The sequence below is a fragment of the Williamsia sp. Y844 genome, from assembly GCF_056786475.1.
Genome location: NZ_JBXCJB010000003.1, coordinates 286,726 through 298,908, shown reverse-complemented (window position 1 = coordinate 298,908; position 12,183 = coordinate 286,726). Strand labels below are relative to the sequence as shown.

General features: G+C 65.4%; 10 protein-coding genes. 5 read left to right on the top strand and 5 right to left on the bottom strand.

The features are described 5' to 3' along the window. Positions 1-14 precede the first annotated feature (14 nt). Positions 15-1,100 (bottom strand): EamA family transporter, encoded by a 1,086-nt coding sequence (locus AC1TQG_RS18195; RefSeq protein WP_482139251.1) that lies wholly within the window; start codon positions 1,098-1,100, stop codon positions 15-17. A gap of 226 nt (positions 1,101-1,326) precedes the next feature. Between AC1TQG_RS18195 and AC1TQG_RS18190 the strand changes: the two genes are divergently transcribed. Continuing rightward, positions 1,327-1,530: a DUF7455 domain-containing protein gene (locus AC1TQG_RS18190; protein ID WP_482139250.1), complete on the top strand. Its 204-nt coding sequence runs from the start codon at positions 1,327-1,329 to the stop codon at positions 1,528-1,530. A gap of 106 nt (positions 1,531-1,636) precedes the next feature. Here AC1TQG_RS18190 and AC1TQG_RS18185 read toward each other — a convergent pair whose 3' ends face one another. Then, positions 1,637-3,379, bottom strand: coding sequence for a DEAD/DEAH box helicase (locus tag AC1TQG_RS18185; RefSeq protein WP_482139249.1), 1,743 nt, complete (start codon positions 3,377-3,379; stop codon positions 1,637-1,639). A 203-nt stretch (positions 3,380-3,582) separates the two neighbouring features. On the opposite strand from AC1TQG_RS18185, the gene AC1TQG_RS18180 reads away from it, so the two are divergent. Continuing rightward, entirely contained in the window at positions 3,583-4,710 is a 1,128-nt protein-coding gene (locus AC1TQG_RS18180) for a YihY/virulence factor BrkB family protein (protein WP_482139248.1), read from the top strand. A 23-nt stretch (positions 4,711-4,733) separates the two neighbouring features. Here the strand turns inward: AC1TQG_RS18180 and AC1TQG_RS18175 are convergent, their stop codons facing one another. Then, a complete protein-coding gene (locus tag AC1TQG_RS18175; RefSeq protein ID WP_482139247.1) occupies positions 4,734-4,970 on the bottom strand; it encodes a DUF3039 domain-containing protein in 237 nt (78 codons plus the stop codon). Positions 4,971-5,017: 47 nt separating this feature from the next. Here AC1TQG_RS18175 and AC1TQG_RS18170 point away from each other — a divergent pair, with 47 nt between their 5' ends. The 3 genes from AC1TQG_RS18170 to AC1TQG_RS18160 all read left to right on the top strand — a co-directional run bounded on the left by AC1TQG_RS18170 (position 5,018) and on the right by AC1TQG_RS18160 (position 8,031). Continuing rightward, the gene (locus AC1TQG_RS18170) at positions 5,018-5,401 is read left to right on the top strand and encodes a DUF3099 domain-containing protein (protein WP_482139246.1); all 384 of its coding nucleotides are present in this window, start codon (positions 5,018-5,020) and stop codon (positions 5,399-5,401) included. Next, positions 5,398-6,936 (top strand): DUF7782 domain-containing protein, encoded by a 1,539-nt coding sequence (locus AC1TQG_RS18165; protein ID WP_482139245.1) that lies wholly within the window; start codon positions 5,398-5,400, stop codon positions 6,934-6,936. The genes AC1TQG_RS18170 and AC1TQG_RS18165 overlap by 4 nt, the downstream gene beginning before the upstream one ends. Before the next feature lie 123 nt (positions 6,937-7,059). Further along, positions 7,060-8,031 (top strand): sigma-70 family RNA polymerase sigma factor, encoded by a 972-nt coding sequence (locus AC1TQG_RS18160; protein ID WP_482139244.1) that lies wholly within the window; start codon positions 7,060-7,062, stop codon positions 8,029-8,031. A gap of 100 nt (positions 8,032-8,131) precedes the next feature. Here AC1TQG_RS18160 and AC1TQG_RS18155 read toward each other — a convergent pair whose 3' ends face one another. After that, positions 8,132-10,840: a bifunctional acetate--CoA ligase family protein/GNAT family N-acetyltransferase gene (locus AC1TQG_RS18155; RefSeq protein WP_482139243.1), complete on the bottom strand. Its 2,709-nt coding sequence runs from the start codon at positions 10,838-10,840 to the stop codon at positions 8,132-8,134. Then, positions 10,833-12,113: an acetoin utilization protein AcuC gene (locus AC1TQG_RS18150; protein WP_482139242.1), complete on the bottom strand. Its 1,281-nt coding sequence runs from the start codon at positions 12,111-12,113 to the stop codon at positions 10,833-10,835. The genes AC1TQG_RS18155 and AC1TQG_RS18150 overlap by 8 nt, the downstream gene beginning before the upstream one ends. Positions 12,114-12,183 lie beyond the last annotated feature (70 nt).

Genomic DNA, 12,183 nt, shown 5'->3' with positions numbered 1-12,183 from the left:
ACCAGCCTGCCGTATCAGCCCGGCAGCGCGCCAGGGGCAATTTCATCGCAGGCGCCAGGGGCAATTTCATCGCAGGCGCCAGGGGCAATTTCATCGCAGGCGCCAGGAGCAATTTCATCGCAGGCGCCAGGAGTAACTTCATCGCAGGCGCCAGGAGTAACTTCACGACCCGCGCCGTGGCGGCGTTCGTCGCGAGCCGTGAAGACGATGGCCGCGATGACCAGTGCAATGCCACACAGTTCGGTTGGCGACGGTATCTGGGACAACATCAGCGCGCCGACCACCGTCGCCGTCACCGGGAGCAACGCCAACAGCAGTGCGAATCGAGCCCGGGCCAGGCGTGCCAACACGATCTGGTCGAGCAGGTACGGAATCGCACTCGAGAGCACACCGACTCCGATACCGAGTGCCAATATCCGCCAATCCCACAGTGCCCCGGGGTCGGTGGCCGTGCTCACCCCGATCACCAGCGGGGCGCAGATCACAGCAGCCATGGACAAGCCGATCGCCAGATCGTCGATGCCGTCCCGCCAGGGCTGCTCCGAGGTTCCGTTGCCCGAAACCACCTTCCCGATCAGGATGTAGCCCGCCCACAGTGCAGCGGCCATCAGCGCGAACACCACTCCGATGGGTGATCCGGAGAAACTGGCACCGCTCAGGAGCACCACACCGACCAGGACCACGAGCACCGCAACGCCGTCCGCCACCCGCCGCGAGCCGGCCGCCGCGACAACGATCGGCCCCAAGAACTCGATCGCCACGGCCACACCGAGATCGATGTGATCGATGGCCAGATAGAACGACACGTTCATGCCCAGTGTCACCAGACCGAAGGCCGAGGCGATCAGCAGCCGTCTGCGGCCGAACGACACACCCACGCGCGGCCAGCGCCATCCGGCCAGCGGCCACCAGATCGCCAAGAGCGTGGCGCCTGCCCCCAACGTTCGCAACCAGGCAACCGCCGCGGGGTTCAGGTCATCGAACAACGGGACGGCGATCGAGGCGCCGACGTACTGACAGATCGCCCCGACAACAAACAACAGGGGCAACAGTGCGACGCGTCCACCTGAACGCGGGATGGTGTTGGCGGACCGGCGCATCGATTCACTGTAAGTGCCAGGTGCCGTGGGATTTGCGTCACACCGCCCCGGTTACATATGTTGCAGATCGCGGGTCCGCTGTTACGGGTGAGTGACGACACACCCGAAGGACCTCGGGAACAAAGACGATTCGCAAATCGTCTGAGAGAGTGAGACCTGGATACACCGCCCCGGTGTGTTAGCTCGCGAAGGGAACCGCGCCACGCAGGCCCGGGACGGAGGAAAAATGTCAGACACCATCACCACGCCCCCGATCGCCATGCAACTGACCACTGCTGACCGCTGTGATCGTTGCGGTGCCGCAGCACGAGTGCGCGCCACGCTCTCGACCGGTGGAGAGCTTCTGTTCTGCCGTCACCACTTCAACGAGCACGAAGCACGACTTGTTGACATGGGCGCGACAGTTACATCCGAGGACGAGCTCGTCTAAGACAAATCAAATAAGCACACTGCCGCGGTTCACCTCAGGTGGACCGCGGCAGTGTTGTATCTCCGGTGTTCGCCACATCGGGCGGTGACGAGGGCCGAGCCCGGCCTCAGCGCCACTTACGCAGTGCGTCGATCCGCTCCTGCAACTGCTCGGCCGTGGCCATCGCGGTGGGTGGACCACCGAGGCGTTCGCGCAGCTCGTTGTGCACCTGACCGTGAGGCCGCCCGGTGCGATGATGATGCATGGCCACCAGGCTGTTCAGTTCCTTGCGCATGGCGGTGAGCTGTTTGCCCACGGACGGGGCCCGTTCGACGGGCGGCGTCGGCGCAGAGTCCGCGCTTCGGTTCTCCACCTGATCGGACTGCCGCTTCCGAAGCAGGTCCCGCACCTGGTCGGCGTCGAGGAGCCCCGGCAGGCCGAGGTAGTCGGCTTCTTCGTCGCTACCCGAGAACGTCGCGGTACCGAAGGACGACCCGTCGAAGATGACCTGATCTAGTTCGGCATCGGCATGCAGGGACTCGAATCCCTTCTCGTCCTCACCCGCTTCGTCTTTTTGTTTGTTGGCGTCGTTGAGCAATGCATCTTCGAGGCCGTCGGATTCCCGGTGCGGCTTGCCGAGCACGTGATCGCGCTGCGCCTCGAGCTGGCTGGCCAACTGCAACAACACCGGCACCGACGGCAGGAACACGCTGGCGTTCTCCCCCGGTCGCCGCGATCGCACGAATCGGCCGATGGCCTGGGCGAAATACAGCGGGGTCGACGCGCTGGTCGCGTAGACGCCGACGGCCAGACGCGGAACGTCGACACCTTCGGACACCATCCGGACAGCGACCATCCACTCGTCCTTGGATTCGCTGAACGAGGCGATCCGCCCCGACGCCTTCGGATCATCCGAGAGCACCACCGTTGGCATCTTTCCGGTGATCGCCTCCAGCAGTTCGGCATAGTCGCGCGCGACGGTCTGATCGGTCGCGATCACCAGACCGCCGGCATCGGGCATACCGGTGCTGCGTAGTTGCCTCAGGCGCGTGTGCGCCGCCTGCAGGACGGCCGGGATCCAGTCGCCGTGCGGGTCCAGTGCGGTGCGCCAGGCGCGTGCGGTGTGTTCGGCAGACAGTGGTTCACCGAGCCGGGCGGTGAACTCTTCGCCCGCGTTGTTGCGCCAACTCGCCTCACCCGAATAGGCCAGGAACACCACCGGGCGCACAACGCCGTCGGCGAGCGCGTCGGAGTAGCCGTAGGTGTAGTCGGCGACCGATCGGGCGCCGCCGCCGGGCTCGGGCTCGTACGTGATGAATGGGATGGGGCTGTCGTCGGACCGGAAGGGTGTTCCGGTCAGTGAGAGCCGCCGGGTGGCGTCGGAGAAGGCCTCACGGATCGCATCACCCCAGCTTTTGGCGTCACCGCCGTGGTGGATCTCGTCCAGGATCACCAGAGTGCGGCGATTCTCGGTGCGGACGCGGTGTCGCGACGGGTGCGCCGCAACCTGGGCGTAGGTCAGGACCACGCCGTTGAAGTCGGAGCTGGTCTGGCCCGCGGAGTTGCTGAAGTTCGGATCCAGGGCGATACCCACGCGCGCTGCCGCACCAGCCCACTGATGCTTGAGGTGTTCGGTGGGTGCGACCACCGTGATCTGGTCCACGGTGCGGTCGGCCAATAGTTCGGCGGCGATCCGCAGACCAAAGGTGGTCTTACCGGCACCCGGGGTGGCCACTGCCAAGAAGTCTTTCGGCGCGGCCGACAGGTACTTGGTCAGCGCCCGTCGCTGCCAGGTCCGTAGCGACGACGCTGCCGGCGCCGGGGCCGGGGTGGTTGTCGATGGCTCGGAAACGGCTGTGGGTCGGGTCACGGCAGAGCACAACTCCTTGACGCAGTTGAGGTTTGAACAGTGGTGCACCGTTCGACGAAGTCGGACGAGTGCGCCTGGCGGTCGGTGTCGGCGACGAAGCGCTCGGCGAGCCCAGGCATCGGGGAATGCTACCGCGAATCGACAGGCGATCGGGTGCAGGGCGGTGGCGGCGCGGCAACACGCATCGAATCGGAACTTCGGCAATGCTTGACACCATCAGCGCATCAACCGGGCCCGCCCCCGATTCCGTTCCCGACCCCACGCCGTCGACACAGACCCGTGGTGATGACGCAGATAGACCCACGATTTCGGGGGTCACGAAGCGCCTGCCCTGGATGCTCTGGCGGACCATCACGAAGTCGTGGGACGACTCGATCTTCGCGATGGCAGCGCAGGCGGCGTTCTGGCAGACGCTCTCGCTACCCCCGCTTCTCCTGGGGTTGCTGGGCACTGTGGGGTATATCGCAAATTGGTTCGGGCCAGACACCGAAGAGATCATCTCCGACCGGATCATCAGTTTTTCGGATCGGACCTTCAGCGCGAACGTCGTCGACGAGATCATCCGGCCCACCGTCGACAACGTGTTGGTCAGCGGCCGCGCCGAAGTGATCTCGCTGGGCTTCCTGCTGTCTCTGTGGGCGGGATCGTCGGCCATGGCCAGTTTTGTCGACTCGATCGTGATCGCACACGGCCAGCACAACGTGCGGCATCCGGTCACCCAGCGACTGTTCGCACTGTGGCTGTACGTGTGTTTCCTGGTACTCGCGGTGCTCACCTTGCCACTGGTCGCACTCGGGCCCACCTACGTACGCGACGTCATCCCCGATTCGTGGCATCCGGCGAGCACCGTGGCCATCGAGTACGGCTACTTCCCGGCCGTGGCGCTGCTGTTGATCGCGGGCTTGACCACGCTCTATCGGGTGGCCCTTGCCAAACCATTGCCCTGGCACCGGCTGGTCTGCGGCGCGCTGCTGGCCGGGTTGGTGTTCTGGTGCGCCAGCGCGGTGCTGCGCTGGTATCTGGCGGTCATCACCCAGACCGGATACAGCTACGGCGCGCTGGCCACACCGATCGCGTTCCTGCTGTTCACGTTCTTCCTCGGTTTTGCCATCGTGGTCGGCGCCGAGTTCAACTCGATCGTGCAGCAGTTGTGGCCGGCCAATCCCACCAAGATCGACCAGATGCGCGACTGGGTGTCACAGCAGACCAGCGACATCACCGATCAGTTCCGCAGCACTCCCCAATGGCTGCCGACCGGTCCGATCCAGAAGAAGCCCGACCCGATCAAGAACAGGCCGGCAGACGATCAAGGTCCCTCACCGCAGGCCTGAAGACCGGCCACCGGCCTGCGCGACTACTCGCCTTTTTTCATCTTCGCGTAGATCTTCTTGCACTTCGGGCAGACCGGCGAACCCGGCTTGGCCGAACGCGTGACTGGGAACGTCTCGCCGCAGAGCGCCACGACGATGTTGCCCATGACCGCACTTTCGGCGATCTTGTTCTTCTTGACGTAGTGGAAGAACTTCGGGGTGTCTTCCTCGGTGGTTTCGTCGGTGGTGACGTCTGGCTTGTCGAGTGTCTGGGTATCCATGAGATCAATTCTGCATCGACCTGGCCCGCCGGGCCAATATCGACCCGATGTGGCCGACGCAGGGCAGAAAGAGGATAGTAGAAATCGTGGGTTCGAAAGATGACGCGCCCGAAACGTTTCTCATCACCGAGGCACAGACCTCCCTGGAAGAACAACATCGCGCTCGCGTACGCAGATACCTGACGTTGATGGCTTTTCGCATTCCGGCACTGGTCATCGCGGGAATCGTCTATGCGACCACACAAAACGGACTCCTGGCACTCGGCGTGATCGTGCTGTCCATCCCGATCCCATGGATCGCGGTACTGATGGCCAACGACCGGCCACCACGCTCCAAAGACGAAGTGCTCCACTACAAGTACAGCGGTCCGTATTCACGGAGACTGACCGACGGCAACGATTTCCACGAAATCGATCGACGCAAAGAGTGACCATCACAGAACAAACGGCCGACCTGTACACCCAGGCTGACGGCCTACACGAGGCATTCCTGCGCGCCGACTACACCACCGATGGTGTGCTGCGCCTGCTCGGCGAAGAGGCGCATGCGGCCCTCGGTCGCGGCGAACCCGTCCCGGCGCGCCGAATATGCGCCGATGGCGGCGAACTCGGCGTCCTGGTCCGACTGCTCCTGCTCGGCGATACCTGTTCGGAATCCGAGGTCAGCGCCGCATTGCGGCCGGTGTCGGTCGACGACGCGCTCCGACATGGCATCGTCCGCCGCGACGACCGCGGGCTCTACGCCGCCATCGACCTGCGGCCCTTCGACTTCGGTGCGGGCAACCGGTGGCTGTTCTCCGATCTCGACGGCACGCTCCGACGCCACAGCATCACCGAGGACCACGTTCTCGGTGTCGGTCACGCCTCACTGTCACTGCTCCGGGCCACCCCCACCGAGCCGGTCGGCCGACTGCTCGACGTCGGCACGGGCTGCGGTGTGCAGGCCGTGAACGCCGCGGATTTCGCCGGACATCTCACAGCCACCGACATCACGGACCGATCGCTGGCGTTGACCCGCGCGGGCATGGCCATCAACGACATCGCCCCCTCGCGGTACTCGCTGCTCAAAGGCCCATGGTTCGGTCCGGTCGGCGGACAGAAGTTCGATCAGATCGTCGCGAACCCACCTTTTGTCGTGGGCCCACCGAAGGTCACCCACACGTACCGCGACTCCGGGCTCGATCTCGACGGTGCCAGCGAACTGATGTGCCGGACCGCACCGAACTTCCTGAACGAGGGCGGAACCGCGTCGATGCTCGCCTCCTGGGTGATCACCGGCGACGACTGGCGTGAGCGGATCGCGCAGTGGATCCCCGATGAGGGCGTCGACGCCTGGGTGGTCCAACGTGATGTCGCAGATCCGGCGCTGTACGTCGGCACGTGGTTGCGTGACGCCGGACACGATCCGCGCGATCCGGCTTCGGCCGAGATGGCCGACCGCTGGCTGACCCACCTGCACAAGGCGGGCGTACGCGGCATCGGATTCGGCTTTGTGTTCCTGCGCCGCACCGATGAGCCCACCGACCTGCTGGCCGAAGAACTCAGTCATACCTTCGAGGACCCGCTCGGCCCCGAGGCAACCGACTACCTGCGCCGTGTCGCCTGGCTGCGCAGCCACGACGTGGGCGACGAACAGTTCTCGGTCGCCGACGGCGTTGCTCTCGAGCAGGTGTCGACGCTGGCAGAAGAAGGTGGCTGGGAGCGCATCATCACGCGCATCCACCGCCCCGACGGTCCACGCTGGAGCCACGAGATCGACGAGCTGGGGCAGTCTCTGCTCGCCGGTTTGAACCCTGATGGATTGTGTCTGGACGAGATCACCGAACTGCTCGCGGTGGCGACCGGCGAAGAGCACATCGACGCCGCGGCCGTGCACGAATTGGTCGAGGGTTTGGTGCGCCACGGCATCGTCCTGCCTGCCCACTGGGAGCCCCTCAGCCAGAAAACTTCAGTACACTCTCAGTAACTTCTCAGCCCGGTTCTCGAAAGACGCAGGTCACAGGGTTCACATCGGGATCCTGGTTCGGAACTATCTGCACCGGCCCCTCCGTTGAACAGTGTGAAAGCAACCGCACTTGAGGAGGCCGACATGTCCAGCCCTACCACCACCATCCGTCCGGCGATGACCGAACAGGACCTGGATGCGCAGAGCCCGGCCTCGGATTTGGTCCGTGTCTATCTGAACGGGATCGGCCGCACCGCGCTGCTCACCGCCGAACAAGAAGTCGATCTCGCCAAGCAGATCGAGGTCGGTCTCTACGCCAAGCACGTACTGGCGACGCGTAAGCGTCTGTCCGCGGTGAAGAAGAAGGACCTGGCCCAGCTGGTCCGCGAGGGCGAGTCGGCACGCGCCCACCTCCTCGAGGCCAACCTGCGCCTGGTTGTCTCGCTGGCCAAGCGTTACACCGGTCGCGGCATGCCGCTGCTCGACCTGATCCAGGAAGGCAACCTCGGACTGATTCGTGCGATGGAGAAGTTCGACTACGCAAAGGGCTTCAAGTTCTCGACTTACGCCACCTGGTGGATCCGTCAGGCGATCACCCGCGGCATGGCAGATCAGAGCCGCACGATCCGGCTCCCCGTCCACCTCGTGGAGCAGGTCAACAAGCTGGCCCGTATCAAGCGCGAACTGCATCAGCAGCTCGGACGTGAGGCCACCGACGACGAGTTGTCGTCGGAGTCGGGCATCCCCGCGGAGAAGATCGCCGATCTCCTCGATCACAGTCGCGACCCGGTGAGCCTGGACATGCCCGTCGGCAGCGACGAAGAGGCACCACTGGGCGACTTCATCGAGGATGCCGAGGCAACCTCGGCCGAGAACGCCGTGATCGCCGGACTCCTGCACAGCGACGTGCGGTCCGTCCTGTCCACGCTCGATGAGCGCGAACAGCAGGTCATCCGCCTGCGCTTCGGACTCGACGACGGCCAGCCGCGCACCCTCGACCAGATCGGCCGCATGTTCGGTCTGTCCCGCGAGCGGGTTCGCCAGATCGAGCGCGAGGTCATGTCGAAGCTTCGCCAGGGTGAGCGGGCCGAGCGCCTGCGCGACTACGCCAGCTGACACACACAACGTTCATCGCCTAGATCAGCCGCCACCAGACATCGTCGGTGGCGGCTGATCGCTGTGGCGGACCCGGCCCGAAAATCCGGGCCCCGGTGCGTCAGAGCCGGCGAGGTCCGGAATCGTGTTTGGTCGGCACCGGCCCCACGGTCATCCGGGCGGACAGCACGGCAACGCCGCCGGGGGTGGCGTGTATCGGATCGCACACCACGTCCCGCGTTTCTGGTATGTCGTCGACCAGTGCCGAGATCCTGATCACGAGGTCGATCAGGGCCTCCTTGTCGACCGGTTCGGATCCGCCGTACCCGGACAACAGTGGCGCCGAGCGCGGCGCTTCGATGAGATCGGCGGCGTCGTTCTCGGTCAACGGCAGCGCCCGGTAGGCGCGGTCCCCCAGCAGATCACTGGTCACGCCGGCGAGTCCGAACGACATCAATGAACCGAAAGACGGATCGTCTTGAACCCGGATAACGGTGCTGATGCCCTTCGGAGCCATCTTCTGCACGTGCAACCGGGACTCTCCGGTGACCTCCGTGAGTTCGACCATCGCGAGTTCCACAGCGTGCTGATCCGGCAGATCCAGCCGGGCGCCCTCGCGGTCGGCCCGCCCGCGCCACACCGACGAGAATGCCTTGACCACGACCGGATAGCCGAGTTCGTTTGCCGCTGCGACACTTTCTTCGACCGTACTGACCTCCCGGAACGGGACGATCTCGATTCCGTAGCAGCGCAGGACCTGTGCGGTGAGCTGATCATCGAGATCGATGACCGCGCCGCCTGCTCTTTCCACCGCTTCCCGGACGAGTCGCCGAGCCAGATCGGGATCGACGTCGACCGGACGCTTGACCTGCGATGCCGGACGCGAACGCCACTGCGCGTACCGCCAGGCGTGTCCCAATGCTTCGGCGGCCCGCTCTGGACTCGGATAAGACGGGATGGAGCCACGCGCCGGGGTGCCGCATGGCCCCAGGACCGTCAGATGCTGCGGAATACCCTCCACCGCAAGGAATGTGGTGACCACCGGCTTGTCGGCCCCGGACATCCCGGTCATCAGTGCTTGCGCGTATCGATCGACACTGACCGCGACCGGCGGCACGAACACCGCGATGAGCGCGTCGACGTCGTCATCGGCGGCGGCGGTACGGACCGCCTCCTCGAAGGTCTCCGGCGTCGCTCCCGGCCCCAGATCGACGCGCTGGACGACCTCCAATCCGAAGTGACTGCCCGCCTCCTGCGCCAGCACACCGAGCGCCGTCGAGTTCCCGACGATGCTCACCCGCGGCCCGCGGGGCAACGGCTGATAAGCGAAAACCGTTGCGCAGTCGAACAGTTGGCCGATGGTGCTGACCTGGATGACCCCGGCCTGGGCCAGCAGCGCGCGGGTACTGGCGTCGTCGAGCGAATGGTCGGCAGCTGCCATCGCCGGCGGTACCGCGCCGCGGCCCGACTTCACCGCCACCACCGGCTTGCCACTGGCGACCCGTCGCGCGAGTCTGGTGAACTTCCGCGGGTTACCGAAACTCTCGAGGTACAGCAGCACCACTTCGGTGTCGGGATCGGTGTCCCAGTACTGCAGTAGATCGTTGCCCGACACGTCGGCGCGGTTGCCTGCGGAGACGAACGTCGACAGTCCGAGCTGCCTGCGGGCGGCGGTGTCGAGGATCGCGATGCCCAAAGCGCCGGATTGGCAGAAGAATCCGACCGCACCGCGACCGGGCACATGCGGGGCGAGCGTGGCGTTGAGGGAGATCGCCGGGTCGGTGTTGACCACGCCCAGCGCGTTGGGACCCACCAGGCGCATGCCGTGTTCCCGAACCGATTCGACCAGACGCCGCTCCGAGGCGAGCCCCGAATCGCTGGTGTCACCGAATCCGGCGGAGAGCACCAGCATCGTCTTGACGCCCTTGTGAAGACAGTCGTCGAGCACCTCTTCGACGGCGTCGGCCGGAACCGCGACGATCGCCAGATCCACCGGGTCGGGGATGTCCCGCACCGTGGAGTAGGCCCGGATGCCGCGGACCGCACGGTGTTCGGAGTTGACCGGGAAGACCGGGCCGGTGAATCCGCCTGCGACCACATTGGCCAGCACCGCATTTCCCACCTTGAGCCGGTCCACCGATGCGCCGATCACCGCAACGGACCCCGGACGCAACAGGTTGGCGACACTGCGTGCCTCGGATGCGCGTTCGCGGGCATTGCGCACCGACAACAACGCCTCGGTGGGGTCGATGGTGAACTCGACGTGGATGGTGCTGCCGTCGAAACTGCGGCGCAGCTGATAACCGGCGTCACGGAACACCGCGACCATGTTCGGGTTCTCCGCGAGGACCTCTGCCTCGAACTTCTCGAACCCGCATTCGGCGGCCGCGCCCGCGAGATGTTCGAGCAGCACCGGACCGAGCCCGCGACCCTGATGCTCGTCGGCGACGACGAAGGCGACCTCGGCCGTGGTGGGCTTGCCGCTCGCGGCCAGACCCTCGTAGATCCCGATGGCGATGATCTCACCACCCAGGACACCCACGAACGCCACCCGCGAGTAGTGGTCGACGGTCGTCATCCGGGCGAGTTCGCGTGCCGGGATGTGCGGGAAGGGGCCAAAATATCGTAGGTAGCGCGTGCGTTCGGAGAGTCCCGAATGGAACCGGACCAGCGCGTCGGCGTCCTCCGGGACGATGGGCCGCAGGTGGACCACACCACCGTCGCTGGCAAGCACATCGGCGATCCAGTGGCGCGGATAGTCGTGCGGTCCACGCTGATCGGGCCGGACGTTCTCGGTCACCGGATCGCTGATCTCAGAATTGTCAGTCACGGGGATCCTCCGGGTCTAGACCGCACATCGGGTACACAGCTCGACGCGTGGCCATGATGGTGGCGTCGAGGCGGGTCTGAGCCGCCTCGGTGACACCCTCCATGAGCGGGCCTCCACCGTCACCGTTCCAGGGTAGGTAGTCCAGGTCGCCACCGTCGGTCATGGTGGGTGCCGGATCACCGCGGAGCGACTCGTCGAGCAACTGCGTTTCGACTTTGGCTGCCTCGCGCCAACTTTCATCGATGATCGTATCGGGTGCGATGTCGTTGTCGGTGACCGCGGCGATCAGATGAGTCCAACTGCGGGGCACCACATCGACGATGCCGTAACCGCCACCACCGACGGCGAGCCACCGGCCCTCGCAGTATTTGTCGGCAAGATCACGCATTGCCAGGATCGCGGCGCGCTGACCGTCGACCGTGAGCGACAGGTCGGTCAGCGGATCGCGGACGTGACTGTCGGCACCACATTGGCTGACGATGAGCTGCGGACGGAACTGGTCGATCATGGCCGGAACGATCGCGTTGAACGACCGCAGCCAGAGTTTGTCGTTGGTTTCCGGCATCAGGGCGATGTTGACCGCCGTCCCCCGCGCGTCCTGCTCACCCACCTCTTCGGGCCAGCCGGTCGCCGGCCAGAGCGTTGCCGGATGCTGGTGCAGCGACACCGTCAGCACGCGGGGATCGGCGGCGAACACCTTCTGGACGCCATCCCCGTGGTGGGCGTCGATGTCGATGTACGCGATCCGGTCGTAGCCCTGGTCGAGGAGCCAGCGGATCGCGACCGCACAGTCGTTGTAGATGCAAAAACCTGCCGCGTGCCCGGGCATCGCGTGGTGCATGCCACCGCCGATGTTGACGGCCCGCGTCACCGACCCGGAGGCGATCGCCGCCGCTGCAGCCATCGTTCCCCCGACCAACACACTCGCCGCGCCGTGCATGCCCTCGAAGGCCGGGTTGTCGGCGCTGCCGAGCCCGAACAGACGCTCCAGTAGGTGCGCGGCGCCCTTGCTGTGGTCGTCGATGTTCGATGCGGCCCGGACCGCGTCGAGGTAGGACGAGGTGTGGACGGTCTGCAGCAACCGGTCGTCCACCGGCATCGGAGCACTGGTCTCGATACCGTCGAGCACCCCGAGGGACCGCGACAGAGACATGGTCAGCGCCAGCCTGACCGGGTTCATCGGGTGTGCGGGCGTCCACCGGTAGCGCAGGAATTCGTCGCTCCAGATCACTGCCGCGGACTGGGGATTCGACGTATGTGACCGAGTACTCATGAATTGAGCCTAGTGTCCTGCTCGACACCACACGTTGATGTGACCCACGACCTCCCGCGGGGCTACCAAC